This window comes from Gottfriedia luciferensis (genome assembly GCF_001712755.1).
Lineage (GTDB): Bacteria > Bacillota > Bacilli > Bacillales > Bacillaceae_G > Gottfriedia > Gottfriedia luciferensis_B.
Map to the genome: position 1 here is coordinate 55,544 of NZ_MDKC01000037.1, position 24,047 is coordinate 79,590.

The window sequence follows — 24,047 nt, forward strand, 5'->3', positions numbered from 1 at the left end:
AAAAATATTAATATAGATGGGACGGGAAAATGAAAAATATAATTGAAATTGAACAAGTCGAGAAAAATTTTAGTGAAAATAATGTGATCTCTCCACTTTCATTAGAAATTTATTCTGGAGAATTCCTAACAATTTTAGGACCAAGTGGTTGTGGGAAAACGACACTTTTAAGAATGATTGCTGGTTTTGAAGAACCATCTTCAGGTGTAATCAAACTAAATGGAGAGGCAATTAATAGTTTGCCGCCATATAAAAGGGATATGAACTTAGTGTTCCAACACTATGCATTATTTCCTCATATGAATGTTGAAAGAAATATACAGTTTGGATTGAAAATGAAAGGTATTTCGTTAGAAGAGCAAAAGGTTCGTGCTGACGAAGCAATGAGATTAACCCAATTAACTGAATTTAGAAATCGTAAACCTAGTCAATTATCTGGTGGTCAACAGCAAAGGGTTGCAATCGCTCGTGCAATAGTGAACAATCCAAAAGTCTTATTATTAGATGAACCATTAGGAGCACTTGATTTTAAGCTACGTAAAGATTTACAAAGAGAACTTAAAAATCTTCAACGCGAATTAGGCATTACATTTATTTATGTAACCCATGATCAAGAAGAAGCGATGAGCATGAGTGATCGAATCGTCGTGATGAATAATGGGAAAATCGAACAAATCGGAACACCGAAAGAAATTTATCAAAATCCGGCAAGCAAATTTGTTGCTACATTTATTGGTGAAAATAATTTCTTTGATAAAGGTGTAAAAGAAATTGCAGTTAGACCAGAAAATATAAAAGTTTCTCATTCTACAAATGAAAGTAATCCTTATTCAGGCATCATAAGAGATGTTGAATTTGTTGGTACTCTAAATAAGATTTTTATAGATTTACATAAACATGAACAAAAGATTATTGTCTATCAAATGCCAGACCAAACAAGCTTTAATAGAAATGATAAAGTTGAGATTAGTTGGAAGTCAGAAGATGAGGTGATTATGTATTGAGAAATGAAAAGTACATAATTGCACCTACGATTATCTGGCTATTAGTTTTTTTTCTAGTACCTTTATTATTAATTTTTGGTTTTGCATTTATGAAAAACGGAATGTACGGAGAAATTGAAAAAACGTTTACATTAGAAAATATTGTAAAAGTTTTTGACCCACTTTATTTGAAAGTTTTATGGACAACTTTTTGGATTGCATTAGTAACTACAATAATTACTCTTTTGATTGGATATCCTTATGCATATACAGCTACAGTTGTAAATGAAAAATGGCAGAGGATTTTACTTTTACTAATCACAATCCCTTTTTGGATAAATTTCTTAGTCAGATCATATGCATTAATTGTTATTCTTCGTTCAAAAGGAATTATTAACACATTATTAATCCAACTAGGGATTATAAAAGAACCATTACAACTACTTTATAATACTCCATCGGTCATAATGGGAATGGTCTATACATTATTACCATTCATGGTGTTACCGATCTTTGTTGCCATTGAACAATTAGATAATCGAAAATTGGACGCTGCTAACGATTTAGGAGCTACTCCATTTCAAACCTTTCTATATGTAACTCTTCCATTAACGATGAAGGGGATCTTTGCAGGTAGTATTTTGGTTTTTGTTGCTTCATTTGGAATGTTTGTCGTTTCTGATGTTATGGGCGGTTCAAAAGTTGCTTTAATCGGAAATGTCATTCAAAATCAATTTTTAGCAGCAAGAAACTGGCCATTTGGTTCCGCACTTTCAATATTCTTAGTCATTACTTCAATCGGTTTAATAGGACTTTACTATTTAGCTACAAAAAATATTGGTGCTGATAAAAGTAGAGGTGAAAAATAAATGAAAAAACCTATACTTATTGGATTTTCAACAATTGTCTTGATTTGTTTATATTTACCAATCTTGATATTAATACTATTTTCATTTAATAAATCAAAGATTAATGCACACTGGACTGGATTTACGTTCGATTGGTATTTAAATTTATTTCATAACCCGCAAGTTATTGATGCCTTTATGAATAGTTTATTTATTGCAATTGTAACGACAATCCTTTCAACAATTCTTGGTACTATTTGTGCACTAGCCTTACATAAGCATAAATATAAATTTTCAAATCTTATAAGTGGGCTAGTTTACTTACCCATTGTCGTTCCAGATATTTTAATGGGACTTTCATTACTAATATTATTTACTAATTTTCATATTGAATTAGGTAGTTTTACAATTATTATTGCCCATGTCACTTTTTGTATTTCATATGTCATTATACTTTTAGCAGCTCGACTTTCAGGAATGTCATCTGATTTAGAAGATGCTGCAAGTGATCTAGGCGCTACACCATGGCAGACATTTAGATTTGTAACTTTACCAGCGCTTATGCCTGGAATTATTGCTTCAGCACTATTATGTTTTACATTAAGTATTGATGATTTTGTCATAAGCTTTTTTGTTTCAGGACCAGGCTCAACAACATTGCCAATTTATATATATGGAATGGTAAAAAAAGGTGTAACTCCTGAAATAAATGCAATTTCGACGATTTTAATTGTTACAATTATTTTCTTAATGGTAATTTCTGAAGTTTATCGTACAAAAGGTATTAACAATCAAGAAGAATCAGAGAAAAAATCCTATATCGTTTAAAGTGCTTTTAGTGACCTTATAATAGTTTAGTTTCACTTAAAAACGAATCTTCTGGATTATAATTCAATTAAGGCATATTGGTTTTATGTGCCAAATTTAAGGAGGTAGTCAGTAGGCATTATGAGTATATTTAGAAAAACTGCTGCAATAATGGTTTCTTTAGGCTTAGTAAGTTTACTTTTATCTGCCTGTTCAGTTGGAAAAAAAGAATTAAATATTTATAGCTGGGCAGATAATTTTGACGAGAAAGTTTTAGAGTCATTTGAAAAGAAATATGATGTTAAAATTAATTATCAAGTTTTTGCAAGTAATGAAGAGTTGTATGCAAAACTAAAAGCTGGCGGTTCGAATTATGATGTAATCCAGCCATCAGATTATATGGTTAAACTTATGATTCATCAAAATATGTTGGCTAAATTGGATAAAAGTAAGATGCCAAATTTAAATAATATTTCTCCAGAATATACAAATCAAGAGTTTGATCCAAAAGGTGACTATTCAGTAGTCTATACTGGGGGATTAACGGGGATTGCATATAATCCAAAATATGTAAAAGAAAATATAGATAGCTGGAATGATCTGTGGAATCCAAAATACAAAGGTCATGTAACATTACTTGACGACAATAGAGAAGTATTTGGAATGGGATTAATCAAAAATGGCTATTCAAATAGTTCAACAAATGAAGACGAATTGTTAAAAGCTTATAGTAATTTAAAAACATTAACACCTAACTTATTAGCATTCGACACAGATACGGTAAAACAAAAGTTTATTACCGAAGATGCATGGATTGGTCAAGTATGGTCTGGAGATGCTGCTTATATTCAAAAAGAACTTAAAGATATTAAATGGGTTGTACCAAAAGAAGGATCATCAAGATGGGCAGATACTTTAGCGATACCAAAAGATGCAAAACAAAAAGATCTTGCTGAAAAGTTTATTAACTTTCTATATGACCCAAAAGTAAGTGCACAAAATTATGAGGCGATTGGCTATGCTGATCCAAATAGTAAATCAGGACCGTATCATTCGGCGGAGTATAAACAAAATCCGTATATAAATGTAACAAAACAACAAACTGATGCAACCAACTGGATTAAAGACGTTGGGGACCAAACAGAATTATATGATAAGTATTGGACAGAATTGAAAACTGGCAAATAATAATCAAAACTAAAAAGGTTGTCTCCTACGAGATAACCTTTTTAGTTTGAGATTAATTTGTTTAATAAAAATCGAAATTGATCTCTTTCACTATGTGAAAGATTTTCGAATAATGTTAACCACAATTCTTGACGGAAATTGAAGTTTTCTTCAATCAACTGTTTTCCTTCATCAGTTAATTCAAGCCATGTAACTCTGCGATCACGGCTATCCCTTTTTCGAGAAATTAATTGATTATTAACTAATTTATTGACAGCGGTTGTAATAGAGCCTGAAGATAAACCAATCTGTCTTCCAAGTTCAGAAGCAGTAATTTTTTGATTTTTATATATTAAATATAAAAGCAAATATTTTGGTGGAGTTAAGGAGTTTTTTACTTCTTCATCAGTTTTTTGCCAGTTTTTTCGAACTCGAATCATTAAACTTGTTAAATCATCTAGAAGAAGTTTGTCGTTTTCGGTTAACAAGGCAAGATCCACCTCCTAAATTATATTTTGAAGTTGAGATAAAGTGGGTATTGTACGTATAGGTTACCAATTTTCTATGTCATTTTCAAGAATGCAAGGAATTTAGGCAAGATTTTTAAATTTGACAAGTTTTGGCTGTATAGTATCTATAGTGTTTTGTAAATAGTATGATAAAAGAGACATTGGTAGGGGTGAAGTTCAATGTTTAAGTATTTTAAGTTTAAAATAAATGATACTGTTCAATTTGTAAAGAACGATGGTCATTTCTATCGAGTGATCGGGTACAGGATCGAAAAAAGTATTTATTTAAATGATGAGTACAGTAGCATTATATACGAACTCTTACGAGAATTTGATGGTCTTCAAGTTGATGCTGAAGAAGAAGAATTAGTAAGCGTATCGAACTTTGATGAATTCTACGGTTCTATGTTTGAAAAACTAGGTACATTTACAATTAAGTTTGCTAAAAAGCAAGAAGAAGTAAAGAAATCATTTACGGGTGAAGCTTCATCTGTGGACGAGCTATTAGATAAATATAATGATTATCGAAGACTGGCAATACTTTTCAAAGATTGTCTTTACGATTTAGCTGCAGAAAATGTTCTAAATGAGCTCACCGATTTTTCTGAATCAAAAAAAGATTACATGCATTAAGCATGTAATCTTTTTTCATTAGTTTTAATTGTAACAGATTTTTTTTGAAATTTACTTTCATAGACCAATTCTGTTACTTTCGCACAGATTGCCACAGAAAGAATTGTATATCCTACTTCATTCCATGACAGGTAGGATAGTGAACAAAGAAGAATTACAGCATCAAAAATAAAATATACTTTACCGATCGATATTTTTGATTTTTTGCTCATTATAATCGTTATTAAATCATCTCCACCAGTTGCACCACCACTTCTTAGAATTAACCCTAAACCAAGTCCAGCGAAAATTCCTCCTAAGATAGCGGGTATCCAAAGATGATTTCCAAAGTTAAAAGTAAAATTAGAAGATGTTTTTTCTATTATAGAATAAAAAACAGAAAACGAGATGGCTCCGATCGTAGTATTGATTAATAATTTTCTACCTAAATACAAACCAGCGATCAAGATAATAGGAATATCGAGAAGCAAAGTTGTAATTGAAGGTGATATATTTATTGCGTTCTTTACTAATAAAGCAATCCCAATAAATCCACCTTCAGCTAAATTATTTTGATAATGAAAATGATACAGTGTAGTGGCTAAAATAAATGAACCAATTAAAATCATTAAGGTCTCACCCAAACGATTGTTACTCATTGTTATTTCCTCTTTTCGTAGTTAGTAGTTAAAAATACAGCTTATAAACTAACTACGTACATATAGAGCTCGTAGTTAGTTTTTTTGCTTTCTAACTACATAGCTATATATCATTGAAGAAATAACATAATCGCCTGTCAACCATAGTTTCGCCTACCTTCAGTTTTATTTTAGAGTTCTTTTGGTTCTCTAAATTAAAACTGCTAAGTGTAGGATAAGTCTTTACGTTGCCAAATGCTCCTTCGAGCAATCATGGTTACACGTCCTTTTTACCAGTTTTGTTAGAAAAATCTAACAGGTGAAAAATAAGTTCACTTTAGAACTTATTCTTAATTTTATCATATGCGAAAATATTTGAAAAAAGAAAAGAATTAACAAAAATCTACAAAAAGTTAGAAGTAAGAAAAGGAATCAGTAGAAGAGGAACATGTTTTGTTGAAAAAAATGTGAAATATTTCACAAATTAGACATAGCAATTTCAATAAAAAGGATATATATTATATTTGTAAGTAATATTGTGAAATATTTCACAAGAATAAATGATTAAATGGGACTTAATGAAACCTTAAATAGGATGATTAATTTCCAACATTAGAGGAGGAGAGCCAAATGGCTGTTCAAGAAAAAATTGTAAATGAAACTAGTAACGCTTCTAAAATGGTAAATGACTTAGTCGTAAAAGGACAAAAAGCATTAAAAGATTTTGAAAATTTTAATCAAGATCAAATCAATAAAATTGTACATTCGATGGTTCTAGCAGGTTTAGAACAACATATGCCACTCGCAAAAATGGCAGTTGAGGAAACAGGTCGTGGGATCTATGAGGATAAAATTATTAAAAATATATTTGCTACAGAATATGTATGGAATTCAATCAAAGATAATAAAACGGTTGGGATTATTAGTGAAGATATACAAACTGGAATAACAGAAATTGCTGAACCTGTTGGGGTAATTGCAGGTGTCACTCCAACAACTAATCCTACATCAACAACATTATTTAAAGCAATCATTGCGATTAAAACAAGAAATCCAATAATTTTCGCTTTTCATCCTTCCGCACAAAAATGTAGTAGAGAAGCAGCCAGAATCGTTCGTGATGCGGCAATAAAAGCTGGAGCACCTGAAAACTGTGTACAATGGATTGAAGTCCCTTCAATAGAAGCAACAAAGTGTTTAATGAATCATGAGGGAGTAGCACTTGTTTTAGCTACAGGTGGTGCTGGAATGGTTAAATCGGCCTATAGTACAGGTAAACCTGCTTTAGGGGTTGGACCTGGAAATGTACCATGTTATATCGAGAAATCTGCTGAAATTAAGTGTGCAGTGAATGATCTTATTCTTTCAAAAACATTCGATAATGGAATGATTTGTGCTTCTGAACAAGCAGTTATTGTAGATAAAGAAGTTTATGAAGTAGTAAAAGCAGAGTTAAAAGCAAATAATTGTTATTATGCTACAAAAGAAGATAAAAAGAAATTAGAAAAGCTTGTCATAAATGAAGCTACATGTGCTGTAAATGGTGATATTGTTGGTAAATCAGCATATGAAATTGCAGCGTTAGCCGGTGTAAATGTACCAGTAGATACAAAAATTCTTATCGTTGAATGTCAAAGCGTTGGTGCAAATGAACCTTTAACAAGAGAAAAATTAAGTCCAGTTTTAGCTGCTATTAAAGTAAATGGAAAAGAAGAAGGGTTTAAACGTTGTGAAGAAATGTTAGAGCTAGGAGGATTAGGCCATTCTGCAGTTATTCATAGTAATAATGAAGAAATTCAAAAAGAATTTGGACTAAGAATGAAAGCATGTCGTGTTATTGCAAATGCTCCTTCAGCACATGGAGGAATTGGGGATTTATATAACGCATTTATTCCTTCTCTTACATTAGGCTGTGGATCACATGGTAAAAACTCTGTATCGTCTAATGTAACAACTGTACACTTATTAAATATTAAAAAATTAGGAAGAAGAAATATGAATATGCAATGGGTCAAACTGCCACCAAAAATTTATTTTGAAAAATATTCAACTCAGTATTTAGAAAAAATGCCTAATATTAAAAAAGCATTTATTGTAACAGACGAAGCAATGGTTAAATTAGGTTATGTTGACATAATTAAATATTATCTAGAGAAAAGACAAGAAAATATACAAATTGAAATTTTTTCAGATGTAGAACCAGATCCTTCAGATGTTACTGTAATAAAGGGTGCAGATAGAATGAAATCATTTGAGCCGGATACGATTATCGCTTTTGGCGGTGGATCAGCAATGGATGCAGCCAAGGGTATGTGGATGTTTTTTGAATACCCAGAAACCACTTTAGACGGGCCTAAACAAAAATTCTTAGATATTCGAAAAAGAGCTTATAAATACCCTAAATTAGGACGTAAAGCTCAGTTTGTCGCAATACCAACTACTTCTGGTACTGGTTCAGAGGTTACACCATTTGCTGTAATTACTGATAAAGCTAACAATATTAAATATCCTTTAGCTGATTATGAATTAACGCCTGATGTTGCAATTATTGACCCTCAGTTCGTATCAACTGTTCCTAAAAGCATTACAGCAGATACTGGGATGGATGTATTAACTCATGCAATCGAGGCTTATGTAAGTGTCCTAGCGAATGATTATACAGACGGATTAGCATTACAAGCTATAAAATTAGTGTTTAAATATTTACCTAGAGCATACAAAGATGGAAACGATTTTGAAGCGCGCGAAAAAATGCATAATGCTTCAGCAATAGCAGGTATGGCATTTGCAAATGCGTTCTTAGGAATTAATCACAGTTTAGCGCATAAAATTGGAGCGGAATTCCATATCCCACATGGCAGAGCAAATGCAATTTTAATGCCGCATGTCATAAGATATAATGCCAAAAAACCAACGAAGTTTACAGCATTTCCTAAATATAAGCATTTCATTGCAGATGAACGATATGCTGAAATAGCTCGTTTCCTAGGCCTTCCAGCTGCAAATACTGAAGAAGGGGTTGAAAATTTAATTACAGCAGTTATTAAGTTATCTAAGGAATTAAATATAAATATGAGTATCGAAGCACAAGGAGTTACCGAAAAAGAATTTTTAGAAAAAGTTTCATATTTAGCTGATCGTGCTTTCGAAGATCAATGTACTACTGCAAATCCAAAACTACCTCTAGTAAAAGAATTAGAAGAAGTTTATTTGAATGCATTCAAAGGATGATAATAAATTTTACATTAAGGAGCACCTATATAGGTGCTTCTTTTTTGACGAATTATATTTTGATATAATAGTCATATTGAAAGTGGTGATTAATGATGGAGTTAAAGCAACAAAATCCATGGTTTAAGGTAATAATAGGTATTGAACATAAAAATCAAACAGTAGAGTCATATTTAAAAAATGTGTGGCAGTTTCCAAAGAAGTTATTACATGAATTAAGGATGGCAAAAGGTTGTAAGATTAACGGAGAAATTAAACCTTGGAATACAATCCTTTTAAGTGGTGACCAAGTTGAAATGCAGTTGTACATAGAAGAAGATTATGGTGTAATTCCACAAGAACAATCTATTGAGATTTGCTACGAAGATGAACATTTACTTATTGCTAATAAACCGTTTGGAGTCGACACACATCCGAATGAAAAAGGACAGTTAAATACATTAGCAAATGGGGTAGCATTTCATTTTCAAGAAAATGGATTAAAAACAAAAGTACGCCATATACACCGCCTCGATAAAGACACAACAGGTGGAGTGGTATTTGCTAAACATGCATTAAGTAGTTCAATTCTAGATTCGATGTTAAGTCATCGTAAAATAAAACGTACCTATACAGCTATAGTTGAAGGGAATGTTAAATCACCTAAAGGTACAATAAATGAAGCGATTGGAAGGGATCGACATCATCCTACCAGAAGAAGGGTATCTCCAAAAGGCGATAAAGCAATTACACATTATAAAAAAATAAGATATATCTCAAAGTTGAACATAACGATATTAGAATGTCAGTTAGATACTGGCAGAACACATCAAATCCGAGTCCATTTAAGTTTTTTAGGTCATCCATTAATTGGAGATCTATTGTATGGTGGGAAACAAAAATTATTGAATCGTCAAGGATTACACGCTAGTAATGTACAATTTACGCATCCTTTTACAAAAGAAAATTTATCGATTGATATCTCATACCCAGCCGACATAAAACAAATACTTAACGAAAAGTGAGATGAATGAAATGTTATTAGAAGTCATTGCCACAACCGTAAAAGATGCATTAGATGCAGAAAGGTTTGGGGCAAATCGCATCGAATTAGTTACTGGAATAAAAGAGGGAGGATTGACACCAAGCTATGCGACAATTAAACAAGTTGTTCAAAGTGTCTCAATTCCAGTACATGTAATGATTCGACCACATAGTCGTTCATTTTTATATGATAAATATGATCAAGAAGTAATCTTAAGTGATATTGATGTATGTAATGAGATCGGAGCAGCTGGTATTGTTTTTGGAGCCTTGACAAAAGAGAATACAATTGATGAAGAGCTTTTAAAAAAAGTAACAGCTCGTGTAAAAAATATGAACTTTACATTTCATAGAGCAATAGATGAATCAAATGATCTGTTATCAGCTATTGATACATTGAAACAATACCCTGAGATTACACATGTATTAACATCAGGCGGTGTTGCTAGTGCTATTGATGGGAAAGAAACAATAAAAAGTATGATCGAACTGACAAATAAATCGAATATAAAAATTTTAGCAGGAAGCGGATTATCTATTGAAAATGTATCAGATTTCATTGAATTTACGAATGTAGAAGAAATACATTTCGGTTCTGGGGTTCGGAAAAATAACGCTGCAATTGAAGAAATTGATTCTTCTTTAATGGAAAGTTTGCGAAGTAGGTTAGTACGAGGATCAATCAAATAATCTTTGAATAGATCAAAATTATTTTCACATAATAAAAAAGTAGTCCGCAAAAACGGACTACTTAGAATACAGCTTTATTCAAATGTTATTTATTATTTACCGATAAATTGTTGAGTCCAAGCATTTGATCTTGAATCATAACCAACACCAATTTGAGTTAAGTTAGGATTTAAGATATTTGCACGGTGACCAGCACTATTCATCCAAGCAGTAACTACTTCTTCAGGTGTTTTTTGACCTTTAGCAATGTTTTCTGCTGCATAGCTATAAGTGATTCCGAATTGTTTCATCATATCAAATGGTGATCCATAAGTCGGTGAAGTGTGATCAAAGTAATTTTTGTCAGTCATATCTTGTGATTTTAAACGTGCTGTTTTAGATAATGTTGCATTAACAGTAAACGGTTTTAAACCAGCTTTTGTACGCTCAGCATTTGTTAAATCAACTACTTTAGATTCATAAGCTGATAATGATGCTGTGTTTGATGGTGTTGATGGTGTTGATGGTGTTGATGGTGTTGAAGTTGCTGGTTTTGATGGTGTTGATGGTGTTGATGTTGACGGCGTTGTTGGTTTAGATGGTGTAGTTGGTACCGTCGGTTTTGTTGTTGGTGTTTCAGGTTTAGCCGGCGTTGTTGGAGCTGATGGTTGTGTAGTTCCTGAGTTAGCTGGCTTAGATGCTTGTCCTAATTGTTGCTTAATAGCATCTTGTAGTTTAGTCATATCAATACCATTGCTGTTTAATAATTTACTTAAATCGATTTTAATAGTACCATTTGAAGTTTCTAAGTTTGGTAGATTAAAATAATTATATAAAGAGTTTAAATTATTTAAGTTGATATGTTGTGTATATGATTTAGTAGTATCCTTTGTAATAGTCGCTGCGTTTACGGCACCTACAGGAGCACCCACTAGTAGAGTAGCAGCCACAGTTGATAAAGTTACGATTTTTTTCATGTTCTTCTTCCTCCATTTGTTTGGTTATTGTCTCGCTGTACAAGTAATACTTTAGCATGAAAACGCATGACATAATTATGGGAAATAATGGGGAGGCAAATTTGAGGATTTTTTTGGTAGTACTGTTTTAGTACAGAAATAAAAAAAATCGTTGTTATGACAACTATTTTACTAGAATAATATTAAATAAGTATCATAAATTTTTGCTTAAAATTTCCATTAAAAAAGTTTGAAGTTAAGAAAACGTCCTATTCTCACGTTATAATACAGGAAGAAAAATCCAGTTTTGTTGTTATTCAGTTACGATTGTAATCATTCTGTAAAGAACGTATTGAGGGTGAATAATTTGAAATTATTTATTGATGATACTAGTCCAGTTCTATACAGTTTTATATTGGAAAGTCCTTTGAGGAATGATTAAAAGAATGTATACATCAACAATTTCAACAAATATCCCTAAATTATAAGCTAGGATTTAGAAAAGAAAATTGAAAAGACCATATAAAGCGAATTATTGTACATACTTAGCGTTTTTTAAATGGGATATGAAAAAAATCATTAATAATAGAAGAGAAAATACAAAACACTAAAATTACATAGAGCTATTTATGAATAAAAGGGGACCTAATTAAATTAGTGTCCTTTCAGAGTGTTGAAATATAAAATGGTCAATAGAGAAAACGGACATTAAATGAACATTTATTAATGATGAAATGATAATTTTTGGTTGAGCTATCTATTAATGGTTTTAAATTTTAATATGATTGAGCAATTTTATGATACCAATAACACTAGTAAGTTTTTTTATAAGGTAAGAAATATTATATGCTAATTTTTTGAAAAATAAATTCAGTTGATTAGCTTATTAATTAATGTTCGATCTTAATTGACCTACAAATTAATAAACAACTGATAGGATACGCTTAATAAAGGCTATTTGATTAGTTTTTATTGCAGACTTCTTATTGATGAATAAGTTGATTGGAACGAAAGGGGTGCTCGACTCCTATGGGATAAGCGGGAAGGCTGAGACCCCGCAGGCTCGCCGAGGAGGCTAAAGAATCTCGCCCCATGGAAAGCGAGCATCCTGTAGTGGAAATCAACATCACTCTACTCCTTTATGAAAATTTGGTAAGTTAATTGACAAGGTTGTTTTTCAACAACGTGAAAGGACGCTAATTAAAATTAGTGTCCTTTAAACTTTTCCTATATATATAGAAGCGAAATTACATAATCCGGTTTACCTAATTAATACATGCTTCTCGATCAATGACTTATGCACTTTATAATAATTTGTAATAACAGGAAGTATATCTTTAAAGTCCGGACATTTAATATTTGTATTTTGTAGATCAGTTAAAGTATTAATACAATCATACTCCGATTTACAATTAAAATAAGATAAAACTTCTTTTTCTACTTTTAGTAAACGTCTAATGAATGGGATTGAAAGGAGAGGACTAATAAATTTAATTGGAATTATGCCTACGGTAGTTTTGTTTAAATAATAGGAAAGAAAATCTTTATAAACATCTTGTACAGGGTAAGGAGAGGGATCTGTAATTTGATAAGTTTTGTTAACTCCGATTTCTGCATGACTTAAAAAGTAAACAGCATTAATTAAATAATCAATGGGAATGAAATTGCAATAAGCATTGTTCTTACCTATTTGAGGGATAGGTAAATAGCGAAGTTTTGTAAAGAAATTTAAAATGAAATATGGTCCATCAAATTTACTTGTCTCACCAGTTTCTGAATGACCAACTACAATTCCAGGTCTTATAATGGTGATTGGAAGTTGTGTTTTTAGTTTCTCAACTTCTATTTCAGCATAATACTTCGTTTCTTCATAAAAGTTTTTAAATGTTTGTGCCATTTCTAATTCATGTTCATAAATTCTTCCTTCACGAGTTCCTGAGACATAGCTAGTACTAAAATAGGTGTAACGCTTCAAAGATTTTAGTTTAAGTGCAAATTCATTTACGTTTATTGTTCCTTTCACATTTACTTCATATGCAATTTTTTTAGGGACTGCAAGGTCATAAATGGCAGCCAAATGAAATAAGTCAGTTAGATCATTAATAAGGACATTAAGATTTTTTAGGCTGAGCCCAAAGTTTTTCTTGGTAATATCTCCACATAAAAGTTCTATCTTTAAAAGAGAATAATCCGGATACTTTTGATCTAATGTTAATAAAAAGTCTCGGCATTGTTTTTCAGTATTAGGAAGAATGAGTAGATAAATTTTTTGAAAAGACATTTCATTATCTAGAATTTTGAGGAGTAACTGCTTCGAAATGAATCCGGGAAATCCAGTAATAAAGTATGTTCTTTCCATTCTAGCCACCTACTTTATGTAAAATAAATCCCTTTGTTTATATTATTAAAGAAATATGCATTTAATGTGAAGTTGCTTCTATTATAATAAACATATTTTGATCTTCTCTATTTATGGAGGGTAGAACTCCAGTTTTAGGCTATCTAGTTCCTCATGAACCGCTTATGGGTAAGTATAATACATGATTTAGATTATTTAGTTACTCATGAACCGCTTATGGGTAAGTATAATACATGATTTAGATTATTTAGTTACTCATGAACCGCTTATGAGTAAGTAAAATTCATGATATAGCTCATTTAATTACTCATGAACCCTTTATGAGTAAGTAAGATTCAAGAATTAGCATATAAAGTTCCTCATGAACCGCTTATGAGGAAGTATAATACATGATATAGCTCATATGGTTCCTTAAGAACCCTTTTGAATAAGTAAGCTTCAAGCATTGATCTATTTACTAACCCATAAACCCTTCATGAGCAAAAAAAGCTTGCCCATTATGGACAAGCTTTTAAAATCAATTATTTAACTTGTTTTTTCAAGTCTTCAGCAACAAACTCTACGTTTGTACCTACAACTACTTGTACGTTTTTATCGTCTAATTTAATAACTCCACGAGCACCAGCTTTTTTAAGAAGTGCTTCATTAACTTTAGAAGCATCTTTTACTTGTAAGCGTAAACGAGTTGTACAGTTATCAATATTTGTTAAGTTTTCTTTTCCACCTAAAGCTTGTAGGTATAATGAATCACCAATTTCAGTTGTTACTTCATCAGTTTCAACATCTTCGTCGTCTTCACGACCTGGTGTTTTAATGTTAAATTTCTTAATTGCGAAGTAGAACACGATAAAGTAAATTACACCAAAGATTAAACCGATTAGGATTAATAGAATTGGTTTAGTTGCAATATTGTAGTTCAGAATGTAGTCCATGAAACCAGCTGAGAATGTAAAGCCATCTTTAATTCCTAAAGCATTTACGATACCCATTGATAAACCAGTTAAGATTGCATGGAACGTATATAGTACTGGAGCAATGAACATGAATGCAAATTCGATTGGTTCAGTAATACCTGTTAAGAAAGAAGTTAAAGCAAGACCAATAAACATACCTGCAACCGTTTTACGTCTTTCTGGTTTTGCAGCAGCGATCATTGCAAATGCAGCAGCTGGAAGACCAAACATCATAATAGGGAAGAAACCAGTCATGAATGCACCAGCAGATTTGTCACCAGCGAAGAATCTGTTTAAGTCACCGTGAACTAATTTACCAGCAGCATCAGTAAAGTCACCTAAGTTGAACCAGAAAATTGTATTTAATACGTGATGTAATCCTAGTGGGATTAAAATACGGTTTAAGAAACCGAATACTGCAGCTCCGATTGGACCAATATCAATGATCCAGTTACCAACTGAGTTAATAGCATCTTGAATTGTTGGCCATACATAACCAAATATTCCTGCTAATACGAGCATAGTAGCTGACGTTATAATTGGAACGAATCGTCGGCCACTAAAGAATCCTAACCATTCAGGTAATTTAATACCACTGAAACGGTTGTAAAGAAGACCAGCTACAACCCCTGTAATAATACCACCAAGGGCAGCCATGTTAATGTCTTTATTTATCGTAGTTGTACCTGCAGTTAATACAAAGTAACCGATTGCACCTGCAAGACCGGCGGCTCCATTTCCATCCTTTGAAATACCGATTGCAACACCGATTGCAAAGATTAATGGAAGATTAGAGAAAATTGCATTACCAGCAGCTGCCATAAACGGAATGTTTAGAAGATCTGGTTGTCCAAAGCGCAGTAAAAGTCCTGCAGCTGGAAGGACAGCGATTGGTAGCATTAATGCTTTACCAATACGTTGTAAGAAACTAAGCATATTATTTTCCCTCCGAAAATTATTATAATGATTACGCTTTCAATATTAACCTAAAAGTTTCAACTTGTCTATACAACTAGTTAAGATAAAAAATGCTATTTTCTTCCAAAAAAAATAAAAATAAAAAGGGAAGAATCAAATCTTCCCCTATATTAAGCCATTTTATATAGTTTGTATTACTTCAATCAAAGACCTCTTAAATGACTTTCTGCTTGAGCAATTAAACGTTTAGTGATTTCGCCACCAACTGATCCGTTTGAACGAGCAGTTGTATCAGATCCTAAAGTTACACCGAATTCGTTAGCGATTTCATATTTAAATTGATCAAGTGCTTGTTCTACACCTGGAACTAATAATTTATTTGTTCTTGTCATGATTATCTCCCTTTCTGTAAGTAATAGCTTACAATTCTATTTTTTACATTTAGGGTTTTCTCATGCTTGGTAAATACAGTCATATTAGGGTTATGTTAACTTTTTAACCAAAGCTGATCCTTCAACTACGAGTACATTCTCTTGATTATATACATTCGTCTGGAGCGTTAATAATTTTTTATCATCTCTTTTACGTACAACACTGACGATTACTTTAATTGTGTCATTAATTTTTACTGGTGCTTTGAAAAATACTTCTTGAGATAAGTAGATGGTGTTTTTGCCGGGAAGTTTTGTACCTAATACTGAGGAAATAAAGCTGCAAATCAACATGCCATGTGCAATTCTTTCTTTAAAGATGCTTTCTTTTGCAAAATCATCTAATAAGTGAATTGGATTTACATCTGTTGAAATTGCAGCAAATTGTTCAATTAACTCTGCAGTAATTTTAACTTCGAGAGTAGCTTCGTCACCAACTGAAATGGAGTCAAAATGAACTTCCTGTACATTTCTTGCACTTTCGAAAACATTCATTTTGTTTCTTCCTCTCCTTGATGAAATGTATAGCTAATCAAGAAAATTGTTTAACTATATTGATTATAGTTTTGTAAATGAGAATTCTTGTAAGTTTTTAAACCAATCTTCTTGTGTTTTTTGGAACTGTTGGTACATGTTCGTCCATGCAGTGTAAGGTGTGTTATTTAATGGTTGTTTAAAAAACTGTTGAAAAAATTGTTGTTGTTGATTTGAAAATGTACTCATAGCTTGAAAAAACGGTTGGTATGGGTTTTGATTCATATTTGTCCATAAAGATTGGTATGGAGCAAACTGATCAACTAATTTTTTCCAAGTTTTTTCGTAAGTCTCTTGATTAATTGTAGGCTTAATTTCATTTAATAATTTAATCATTTCTTGGAATTGCTCGTAAGACTCTTGTTGTTGTACTTGCACTTGCTCGTTTAAAGTTTTCCATTGTTTTGCTTGTTCTTGAAATAAAGACTCTGTCCATTGTTGAATTTGTAATTGATTGTCTAATAAATATTGAAGCATTTTTTGAAAATTCTCAGCTGCAAGTTCAGTTTGTAATTCGATTGTTTTTTCAGTCATTAGTATTTCCTCCAAAAAAATTTATTATTGAATGCATTGCTGCAATTTCAATCATCTTTAAAACTTTGATCAGAGTTGCTAAATGGAAAGAATGAATTTGTGTAAATCGAAAAAAATGTTTGGAGCATCTGATTATATTGAGTAAATGAATTATGACAAGTTTTTAGATATTCCTCTCCGGCATCTGTAATAGAGTAAATTCGCTTTGCCGGACCTTCCATTCCATATTCCCAACTAGATTTAATATAACTTTCTTTTTCAAGTTGTCTTAGAATTCGATAAACATTACTTGAATCAAGCGTAGTAAAACCTAAATCAAATAATACTTGCATTAATTTATAGCCATGCATATTCCATTGCTTAAGGCTAAGAAGTAGAAAGGGAACCAAGAAGTTTTTAGGCAATGTTATCGATTCAGAGGTTTCTTGTTTGTTTTTTTTGCTTGTTTCCTTTTCATTTGTTGTCATAAAGTTATGTTCCCCCCTATATCGTAGTAATGGAATCATCATCCCTTAGGTGTAATTTACACTTAGTTAAATTTATTGTCAATGTATTTTAAATATAATGAATATTAAAAAACAAATTTCGACAACAAATGTAGAAATATCACGAAAACATTGGATTGTTTTGTCGTTAGCTTGTTTTCTATACTTAAAAGTAGTGAGGGGGATTAACATGTCAGAGCAAAATTATTCAGATCCATTGAAAATGTGGAAGCAAATGTATGATGTTAATGAAAAATACTTTGGAAAAATGATGAACGAATATGTTCAGAAAGAAGAATTTTCCGAGTGGATGGGTTCTGTAATAGATTTTAATCTATTCTGTAAAAAGATGTTGAATGACCAATCAAAAACCTTCTTAGAAGCTTCAAATATTGCTTCCAAAGAAGATATCGCAAATGTAGCTAGCTTAGTGATTAATTTAGAATCGAAAGTAGATACATTAGAAGATCAATTATTTTTAGATTCTCAACCTGAGTTAGATGTAGCAGCATTGAAAAAAGAGTTAGACATTGTGACAGTAAAACGAGATCTTACAAAATTAAAAGCTGAAACCAAATCAATTCATCAACAAGTTAGTGAATTAAAGTCTTCAATGGAAAATATTGAACAACTAAAGTCTTCAATGGCTAATATTGAACAACTTTTACAACAATTAACAACTAAACAACCAACAAAACAATAATTAGTTAAAAAAGGAGAAATGATAATGGATTTAGTAAATCGTGTAGCGATCGTAACAGGTGGAGCAAAAGGGATTGGAAAAGCGATAGCATTTGCTTTAGCAGAAAAAGGTGCAAAAGTTGTTATCAATTATAATAATAGCGAAGCAGACGCAAAAGCAGTTGTAGATGAACTTTTTGAAAACGGTTATGAGGCGTTAGCAGTTCAAGCTAATGTTGCTGAATTAGATCAAGCAAAAGCATTAATTGATCGTACAGTTGAGCATTTTGGCCGATTAGACGTTATTGTTAATAATGCTGGTATTACTAGAGACCGTTCTTTCAAAAAACTAAGTGCAGAAGATTGGCACGAGGTTATTGATGTGAATTTAAGCAGCGTTTATAACACATGTAATTCTGCTTTACCATACTTATTAGAATCTGATAATGCTCGTATCATTAATATTTCATCAGTAATAGGTCAAGCAGGCGGTTTCGGTCAAACAAACTATTCAGCTGCAAAAGCAGGAATGATTGGATTTACTAAATCATTAGCTCTTGAATTAGCTAAAACAGACGTTACAGTAAATTCTGTATGTCCAGGATTTATTGAAACTGACATGGTAAGAGAAATTCCGGAAAATGTACAAGAGCAAATTAAATCAAGAATACCAAAAAGAAGATTTGGTACAGTTGAAGAGATTGCTAAGGCTGTTATTTACTTATGTGAAGGCGGAGAATACATTACTGGTCAACAGATTAATGTTAATGGCGGACTTTACGTTTAAGTCTTACTTATAGATGACCTTTTTTAAGATCAAAAGGGGGGAAATGTGTGTTTAATTCACAATTGTTAGAAGAAGCAACGGAATCGCTTCCGAGCGGATTAAAAGAATCATACAAAAGATTGAAGAAAACTGCAGATATTCTTATTAAAGAGGGAGAACCTTTAGTAGGTCAATCTCCTAAAGAAGTGATTTGGACGAAAAATAAAAGTAAATTATATCATTATATTCCAACTACAAAAAAGGTAAAAAAGACTCCAATCCTTCTTATCTACGCTCTAATTAATAAACCGTATATTCTTGATTTAACAAAGGGGAACTCTTTTGTTGAGTATCTTGTTAATGAAGGATTTGATGTTTATTTATTAGATTGGGGAACTTTTGCTCATGAAGATCGTCATTTGAAATTTGACGATATTATTCACGACTATATTGCGAAAGCGGTAAATAAAGTACTTCGTTTTTCAGGTGCAAAAGAAATATCGCTGTTAGGTTATTGTATGGGTGGTACGTTAACAAGTATTTACGCATCACTTTATGAAAATGCACCAATTAAAAACTTAATTTTTGTAACTAGTCCATTCGATTTTTCAGATACAGGTTTATATGGTGCATTTTTAAATGAAAAATACTTTGCACTTGATAAAGCTGTTGATACATTAGGGAATATACCTCCTGAAATGATCGATTTTGGTAACAAAATGTTAAAACCAGTTACTAATTTTGTTGGACCTTATGTAACATTATTGGATCGCTCTGATAATACAAAATTTATTAAGTCTTGGCAGTTAATGCAAAAATGGGTTACAGATGGTATTCCATTCCCAGGTGAAGCATATCGCCAATGGATCAGAGAGTTTTACCAACAAAATAAATTATTAAGCGGTGACTTAGAAATTAGAGGAAGAAAAGTAGATGTATCAAACATTAAAGCTAATGTTTTAAATATTTCTGCTACGAAGGACCATATTGCAATGCCTTGCCAAGTTGAAGCATTAAATGAGCATATTTCTAGCGTAGATAAGCAGTATGTTTCGATTCCATCGGGCCATGTATCAATCATGTTTGGACCTGTTTCATTAAAAACGACATATCCTACAATTGGTAAATGGTTAGCTGAAAGATCATAATTTCAGTAAATTTTTAGATATTCATTCATAATATTATGTTAAAAAATCTCACTTTTAAAAAAGTGGGATTTTTTTTATTCAACTGACAAAAACTACCTTAAATATGATTCGAAGAAAGGAGACGAGAAGACGTGAAAAGTATTAGTGGGACCTTGTATTGGCCAACGACTTACACTGATTCACATCCAGAACTAGAAAATATAAATCCACTCGATGAAGATCTAGATTGTGATTTTGTAATAGTTGGAGGTGGTGAATCAGGGAGTTTATGTGCATATTTCCTAAGTCAAACAGGAGCTAAAGTCATTTTACTAGATAAACGAAAAAAAGTAGTACAGGGAAGCACTAGTGCAAATACGGGGCTCTTACAATATTCTAATGACAAAACTTTAAATTCGTTTATTCATTCATATGGAAAAGAAATAGCTGTCCGTCATTATCAATTATGTGTAGAGGCAATTAAAGGTCTTGAAGAAATGTCAAAAAACATTGATATTAATCCTGATTTTATAAAAAGAAAAAGTTTATACTATGCTAGTAATTTAGATGGTAAAGAAATGATTGATTTGGAATATAAAACATTAAAAGAAAATGGTTTTACTGTTGAACGATATACAAAATCGCAAATTGAAGAAAAGTTTAATTTTACGAAGGAAGCTGCACTGTTCACAGGGGATGACGCTGAAGTAAATCCGTATAAATACGCACACGGCTTACTTTTATATGCTCTGAAACGAGGATTGAAGGTGTATTCGGAAACAGAGGTAACTCGGATCATCGGTACAGATGAAGGGGTACAACTTTTTACTAAAAATAAACATACGGTTCGAGCAAAAAAAGTTATTTTTGCTGGGGGTTATGAATCGATGGAGATAAAAAGTGAGAAAAATGCAATTTTAACTTCAACATTTGCGATTGCAACACAACCTCTAGTAGAAAAAAGCAATGCATGGTATGAAAATTGTTTAATTTGGGAGACGGCAAGACCATATTTATATCTCCGGACGACAGTTGACGGAAGAATAATTGTTGGAGGACTTGACGAACCTACAATAATACCAGAAAAACGTGAATCTATGTTATTCCATAAAAAAGAACTGCTAATAAAAAATTTAATAGAGTTGTTTCCTCATTATAAAGAAGCTAAAGCAGAATACTTTTGGACAGGTACATTTGGAGGAACACATTCCGGCTTACCAATGATTAGACAATACGATGAATATCCTAATTGCCTTTTTTTAATGGCTTATGGAGGCAATGGAACAGTTTATAGTTACATACTAGCTAAAATACTAAAAGATCTAGTTACTGTGGGGTCTCATCCAGACGCATCTATTTATATGAATCATTAAATTTTAATTAGAATGTTAATCAATTACCATTTTTATGTATAAAAAGAGTAAAGTAGTAAGAAAATTTAATAGGTAATAAAAATATAGGAGTGTATTACATGAGTTATCATGAAATGTTTACAGAGTTGTTTTTAGGTTATATAGCTCTTTTTATTGTCGTTAAAATTAATGGGAAAACACAAATTACACAAATAACGCCATTTGATTTGATTTCGTCACTAGTGTTAGGAAATATACTAGGAGATGGAATATATGATAAGGAAGCAAATCTACCAAAAATTCTTTTTAGTATTTTTGTTTGGGGAGCATTAATATTTGTAACTGAGATCTTGACACAAAAGTCAATGTGGGCAAGAAAGTTCTTAGAAGGTGATGCTTCTGTTGTAATTAAACACGGAGCAATTCAATGGAAAGAATTGAAAAGAAATCGTTTGGATACTGACCAATTGATGCAATTGCTAAGAGCAAAGGATACTTTTGCAGTCAGTGAAGTTTCATATGCTATTTTAGAAAATGACGGCACGATTAGTGTCCTGAAGAAGTCAAATTTTGATACCCCAACTAAACAGGATTTAAAAATTCAAATGGAAAAAGAATTTTTACCTGTTGTCATAATTAGTGATGGAAAAATAATTAAAAGAGCTCTTAACTCGTTGAAAAAAGATGAAAAGTGGGTTCATAAAAAACTTTCTGAGTCAAATTTATCACTTAAACAAGTATGCTTTGCAGAATGGGATTCAAAGCAATTACATTTACATACGTATTAATATAAAAATTTGAGGATGAGATAAATGAAATATTATATTTATTACTGTTTTGGAGGTACGCATTCTTCACCTTTGGCTGCTGCATATCATTTAAAGCAATTACCACTTGATCGCCAGCCGACAACGGAAGAAGTAAAGAATACCTATTTATTTAATAAACTAAAACCAAAAGATGGTGGAAAACTATTTTATCACGGTGAAGATGAAAATGGGGACCAAGTGTATACAGTTGCGAAAAGATATACTAAAAATGTGCCAACAGCGATCGAAAGTTTAGGGAAAATCTTATTAAATGAAGAAGATAAAATTATTTTATCAAGTACATCACCAACAGTCCCTTTAGCTATGACTTTAGGTGGTTTTACATCAAGATTTTTACATATCGATTTTATTGGGGTTCCATTACTTGTATTAGGGGCTAAGCAAACTTATCTTAATTTGATAAAATTAGTTGAAAATACAAAAAGATATCATCATATAGCAGCTGAAAAGGTTACTGACTTATCTAATAAAAACTTCAACAAAGATTAAAAAATGGACGTTCTATTACGTCCATTTTTTAATACGGCATATTTATAACATCCATTGCTTTTTTAGCATCGTTTTCGATTAACTTATTAATATTAAATACGGAATATTGACCTTGTTTTGATAAATAGCTAAAAATTTGAGTATGCAAATTGTTCACCGATACAAGATGCTTAATAAATAAATTATTTAAATCAGGAGTAGCTGTTTCTGTAAGTGCATGTGCATACATTTTTGTTAATACTTTTGTTGCTGATAATAAATCTTCAGCACTCATTTCGCTTGCTAGTTTATCGCTTGCTGCATCCCTTTCCCCAATCGTAATATTGCTCATAAATTTTAGTAAATCCCGTAAGTTATTTTCAAACAATGTAATAGAAGTTTTATATAATTCCTTTAATCCTGAATCTTTTATATTTTTTATATTTGTTTTAAGCTTATATAAGTAGTAAGTAGTTGTAGCAACAATTTCATGTAATTCTAAGGTTTCATGCCAAGCCAATGTTCTCATCAAGATCCCTCCTTTATGGTACAAGCCTATTCAGTAAGGAATGGTTTTATGACAAAAAAAGGTAAAGTTTAAGCAGAAGGGAGGAAAAGGGAGAAGATAGGAAATTGTTTGAGGGATTGATCTAGAACTATTCCGCCATTCTTGTCCCGCTCAAACTTATGTATATTGAAAATGTGATTCATCAATTGAGTTTATGTGTAAAGAGTGTTTTAGAAATGATTGATTTAATTAATGAGGAAGATTTAAATTTCCGACCGGTTAAGGACAAGAAATCGATTGGGGAGCTAGTCCAACATCTAAGTGAGCTTATTGGTGCTGATATGGAAATTATGAGCGGTGCTAGTCAAGAAATAATGGTTAAATACTATACCGGGGTTGAATGTAAATCACTAGTTGAAATGAAAAGTTTATTACAAAAAAATTTTCATGAATTAAAGGAATGCTATTTTAATATGAAAGAAAAAGAGTTAGTTGAAAAATCTACTTCATATTGGGGCCTTCAATATTCAAAATTCGAATGGCTATTAGAGATTTTAGTCCACTTCACACACCACAGAGCGCAATTACATATGCTACTAGTCCAAAAAAAGGACGATATTAAAATCGCACTATTTTAAAGACAAAATAGGGGATAGAA

24 protein-coding genes and 1 pseudogene are annotated in these 24,047 nt (G+C 31.8%); 15 read left to right on the top strand and 10 right to left on the bottom strand.

The genetic code is table 11. The annotated features are described in order from the left end of the window. Positions 1-29 precede the first annotated feature (29 nt). The 4 genes from BED47_RS22025 to BED47_RS22040 all read left to right on the top strand — a co-directional run bounded on the left by BED47_RS22025 (position 30) and on the right by BED47_RS22040 (position 3,826). The gene (locus BED47_RS22025) at positions 30-1,004 is read left to right on the top strand and encodes an ABC transporter ATP-binding protein (protein ID WP_069035476.1); all 975 of its coding nucleotides are present in this window, start codon (positions 30-32) and stop codon (positions 1,002-1,004) included. Next, positions 1,001-1,852, top strand: coding sequence for an ABC transporter permease (locus BED47_RS22030; protein ID WP_069035477.1), 852 nt, complete (start codon positions 1,001-1,003; stop codon positions 1,850-1,852). Before BED47_RS22025 ends, BED47_RS22030 begins: the two co-directional genes overlap by 4 nt. After that, complete coding sequence (locus BED47_RS22035; RefSeq protein ID WP_069035478.1) at positions 1,853-2,659, top strand: ABC transporter permease; 807 nt, start codon at positions 1,853-1,855, stop codon at positions 2,657-2,659. A gap of 120 nt (positions 2,660-2,779) precedes the next feature. Then, positions 2,780-3,826, top strand: coding sequence for a polyamine ABC transporter substrate-binding protein (locus BED47_RS22040; RefSeq protein ID WP_069035479.1), 1,047 nt, complete (start codon positions 2,780-2,782; stop codon positions 3,824-3,826). A 41-nt stretch (positions 3,827-3,867) separates the two neighbouring features. On the opposite strand, the gene BED47_RS22045 is transcribed toward BED47_RS22040, so the two are convergent. Continuing rightward, positions 3,868-4,293 (bottom strand): MarR family winged helix-turn-helix transcriptional regulator, encoded by a 426-nt coding sequence (locus BED47_RS22045; protein ID WP_069035480.1) that lies wholly within the window; start codon positions 4,291-4,293, stop codon positions 3,868-3,870. A gap of 201 nt (positions 4,294-4,494) precedes the next feature. Between BED47_RS22045 and BED47_RS24595 the strand changes: the two are divergent. Then, a pseudogene (locus tag BED47_RS24595) lies at positions 4,495-4,693 on the top strand (histidinol dehydrogenase); the annotation flags it as partial. Between the two features lie 250 nt (positions 4,694-4,943). On the opposite strand, the gene BED47_RS22055 reads toward BED47_RS24595, so the two are convergent. Next, positions 4,944-5,555 (bottom strand): YitT family protein, encoded by a 612-nt coding sequence (locus BED47_RS22055; RefSeq protein WP_084007048.1) that lies wholly within the window; start codon positions 5,553-5,555, stop codon positions 4,944-4,946. 639 nt (positions 5,556-6,194) lie between these two features. On the opposite strand from BED47_RS22055, the gene adhE reads away from it, so the two are divergent. The 3 genes from adhE (at position 6,195) to BED47_RS22070 (ending at position 10,508) form a co-directional block, all read left to right on the top strand. Continuing rightward, positions 6,195-8,795, top strand: a complete 2,601-nt coding sequence (gene adhE, locus BED47_RS22060) for a bifunctional acetaldehyde-CoA/alcohol dehydrogenase (RefSeq protein ID WP_069035483.1) — start codon at positions 6,195-6,197, stop codon at positions 8,793-8,795. A gap of 95 nt (positions 8,796-8,890) precedes the next feature. Next, the gene (locus BED47_RS22065; RefSeq protein ID WP_069035634.1) at positions 8,891-9,799 is read left to right on the top strand and encodes an RluA family pseudouridine synthase; all 909 of its coding nucleotides are present in this window, start codon (positions 8,891-8,893) and stop codon (positions 9,797-9,799) included. 10 nt (positions 9,800-9,809) lie between these two features. Next, positions 9,810-10,508: a copper homeostasis protein CutC gene (locus BED47_RS22070; RefSeq protein WP_069035635.1), complete on the top strand. Its 699-nt coding sequence runs from the start codon at positions 9,810-9,812 to the stop codon at positions 10,506-10,508. A gap of 92 nt (positions 10,509-10,600) precedes the next feature. Here the strand turns inward: BED47_RS22070 and BED47_RS22075 are convergent, their stop codons facing one another. From BED47_RS22075 to phaQ, 7 genes are all read right to left on the bottom strand, one after another. After that, positions 10,601-11,464: a CAP domain-containing protein gene (locus BED47_RS22075; RefSeq protein ID WP_069035484.1), complete on the bottom strand. Its 864-nt coding sequence runs from the start codon at positions 11,462-11,464 to the stop codon at positions 10,601-10,603. 1,240 nt (positions 11,465-12,704) lie between these two features. Next, positions 12,705-13,802 (bottom strand): SDR family oxidoreductase, encoded by a 1,098-nt coding sequence (locus BED47_RS22080; protein WP_069035485.1) that lies wholly within the window; start codon positions 13,800-13,802, stop codon positions 12,705-12,707. Positions 13,803-14,323: 521 nt separating this feature from the next. After that, entirely contained in the window at positions 14,324-15,691 is a 1,368-nt protein-coding gene (gene nagE / locus BED47_RS22085; RefSeq protein ID WP_069035486.1) for an N-acetylglucosamine-specific PTS transporter subunit IIBC, read from the bottom strand. 185 nt (positions 15,692-15,876) lie between these two features. Continuing rightward, positions 15,877-16,065, bottom strand: coding sequence for an alpha/beta-type small acid-soluble spore protein (locus BED47_RS22090; protein WP_069035487.1), 189 nt, complete (start codon positions 16,063-16,065; stop codon positions 15,877-15,879). Positions 16,066-16,155: 90 nt separating this feature from the next. Continuing rightward, the gene (locus BED47_RS22095; protein ID WP_069035488.1) at positions 16,156-16,599 is read right to left on the bottom strand and encodes a MaoC family dehydratase; all 444 of its coding nucleotides are present in this window, start codon (positions 16,597-16,599) and stop codon (positions 16,156-16,158) included. Between the two features lie 63 nt (positions 16,600-16,662). Then, on the bottom strand, positions 16,663-17,172 hold the full coding sequence (locus BED47_RS22100; RefSeq protein ID WP_069035489.1) for a hypothetical protein: 510 nt from the start codon (positions 17,170-17,172) through the stop codon (positions 16,663-16,665). A gap of 47 nt (positions 17,173-17,219) precedes the next feature. After that, positions 17,220-17,639 carry a poly-beta-hydroxybutyrate-responsive repressor gene (gene phaQ, locus BED47_RS22105; protein WP_069035490.1) on the bottom strand — a complete coding sequence of 140 codons (420 nt, stop codon included), beginning with the start codon at positions 17,637-17,639 and terminating at the stop codon, positions 17,220-17,222. Between the two features lie 208 nt (positions 17,640-17,847). On the opposite strand from phaQ, the gene BED47_RS22110 reads away from it, so the two are divergent. The 6 genes from BED47_RS22110 to BED47_RS22135 all read left to right on the top strand — a co-directional run bounded on the left by BED47_RS22110 (position 17,848) and on the right by BED47_RS22135 (position 22,902). Continuing rightward, positions 17,848-18,360 (top strand): hypothetical protein, encoded by a 513-nt coding sequence (locus BED47_RS22110; protein ID WP_069035491.1) that lies wholly within the window; start codon positions 17,848-17,850, stop codon positions 18,358-18,360. A 21-nt stretch (positions 18,361-18,381) separates the two neighbouring features. Further along, positions 18,382-19,125: a 3-oxoacyl-ACP reductase gene (locus BED47_RS22115; protein WP_069035636.1), complete on the top strand. Its 744-nt coding sequence runs from the start codon at positions 18,382-18,384 to the stop codon at positions 19,123-19,125. Between the two features lie 47 nt (positions 19,126-19,172). After that, complete coding sequence (phaC, locus tag BED47_RS22120) at positions 19,173-20,252, top strand: class III poly(R)-hydroxyalkanoic acid synthase subunit PhaC (RefSeq protein ID WP_069035492.1); 1,080 nt, start codon at positions 19,173-19,175, stop codon at positions 20,250-20,252. 131 nt (positions 20,253-20,383) lie between these two features. Beyond that, a complete protein-coding gene (locus BED47_RS22125; protein ID WP_069035493.1) occupies positions 20,384-21,604 on the top strand; it encodes an NAD(P)/FAD-dependent oxidoreductase in 1,221 nt (406 codons plus the stop codon). Between the two features lie 98 nt (positions 21,605-21,702). After that, positions 21,703-22,371, top strand: a complete 669-nt coding sequence (locus tag BED47_RS22130) for a DUF421 domain-containing protein (protein WP_069035494.1) — start codon at positions 21,703-21,705, stop codon at positions 22,369-22,371. A 24-nt stretch (positions 22,372-22,395) separates the two neighbouring features. Continuing rightward, a complete protein-coding gene (locus BED47_RS22135) occupies positions 22,396-22,902 on the top strand; it encodes a DUF3189 family protein (RefSeq protein WP_069035495.1) in 507 nt (168 codons plus the stop codon). Positions 22,903-22,930: 28 nt separating this feature from the next. On the opposite strand, the gene BED47_RS22140 is transcribed toward BED47_RS22135, so the two are convergent. Next, a complete protein-coding gene (locus tag BED47_RS22140) occupies positions 22,931-23,410 on the bottom strand; it encodes a spore coat protein (RefSeq protein ID WP_069035496.1) in 480 nt (159 codons plus the stop codon). Positions 23,411-23,625: 215 nt separating this feature from the next. Here BED47_RS22140 and BED47_RS22145 point away from each other — a divergent pair, with 215 nt between their 5' ends. Next, entirely contained in the window at positions 23,626-24,027 is a 402-nt protein-coding gene (locus tag BED47_RS22145) for a DinB family protein (RefSeq protein ID WP_175403537.1), read from the top strand. The last annotated feature ends 20 nt before the right edge of the window (positions 24,028-24,047 follow it).

Bases quoted from the DNA above. Each gene is read 5' to 3' on its own strand.
- BED47_RS22025 (WP_069035476.1), top strand. From the start codon at position 30: ATGAAAAATATAATTGAAATTGAACAAGTCGAGAAAAATTTTAGTGAA.
- BED47_RS22035 (WP_069035478.1), top strand. From the start codon at position 1,853: ATGAAAAAACCTATACTTATTGGATTTTCAACAATTGTCTTGATTTGT.
- BED47_RS22040 (WP_069035479.1), top strand. From the start codon at position 2,780: ATGAGTATATTTAGAAAAACTGCTGCAATAATGGTTTCTTTAGGCTTA.
- BED47_RS22055 (WP_084007048.1), bottom strand. From the start codon at position 5,555: ATGATTTTAATTGGTTCATTTATTTTAGCCACTACACTGTATCATTTT.
- adhE (WP_069035483.1), top strand. From the start codon at position 6,195: ATGGCTGTTCAAGAAAAAATTGTAAATGAAACTAGTAACGCTTCTAAA.
- BED47_RS22065 (WP_069035634.1), top strand. From the start codon at position 8,891: ATGGAGTTAAAGCAACAAAATCCATGGTTTAAGGTAATAATAGGTATT.
- BED47_RS22070 (WP_069035635.1), top strand. From the start codon at position 9,810: ATGTTATTAGAAGTCATTGCCACAACCGTAAAAGATGCATTAGATGCA.
- BED47_RS22075 (WP_069035484.1), bottom strand. From the start codon at position 11,464: ATGAAAAAAATCGTAACTTTATCAACTGTGGCTGCTACTCTACTAGTG.
- BED47_RS22080 (WP_069035485.1), bottom strand. From the start codon at position 13,802: ATGGAAAGAACATACTTTATTACTGGATTTCCCGGATTCATTTCGAAG.
- nagE (WP_069035486.1), bottom strand. From the start codon at position 15,691: ATGCTTAGTTTCTTACAACGTATTGGTAAAGCATTAATGCTACCAATC.
- BED47_RS22090 (WP_069035487.1), bottom strand. From the start codon at position 16,065: ATGACAAGAACAAATAAATTATTAGTTCCAGGTGTAGAACAAGCACTT.
- BED47_RS22095 (WP_069035488.1), bottom strand. From the start codon at position 16,599: ATGAATGTTTTCGAAAGTGCAAGAAATGTACAGGAAGTTCATTTTGAC.
- BED47_RS22100 (WP_069035489.1), bottom strand. From the start codon at position 17,172: ATGACTGAAAAAACAATCGAATTACAAACTGAACTTGCAGCTGAGAAT.
- phaQ (WP_069035490.1), bottom strand. From the start codon at position 17,639: ATGACAACAAATGAAAAGGAAACAAGCAAAAAAAACAAACAAGAAACC.
- BED47_RS22110 (WP_069035491.1), top strand. From the start codon at position 17,848: ATGTCAGAGCAAAATTATTCAGATCCATTGAAAATGTGGAAGCAAATG.
- BED47_RS22130 (WP_069035494.1), top strand. From the start codon at position 21,703: ATGAGTTATCATGAAATGTTTACAGAGTTGTTTTTAGGTTATATAGCT.
- BED47_RS22135 (WP_069035495.1), top strand. From the start codon at position 22,396: ATGAAATATTATATTTATTACTGTTTTGGAGGTACGCATTCTTCACCT.
- BED47_RS22140 (WP_069035496.1), bottom strand. From the start codon at position 23,410: ATGAGAACATTGGCTTGGCATGAAACCTTAGAATTACATGAAATTGTT.
- BED47_RS22145 (WP_175403537.1), top strand. From the start codon at position 23,626: ATGATTGATTTAATTAATGAGGAAGATTTAAATTTCCGACCGGTTAAG.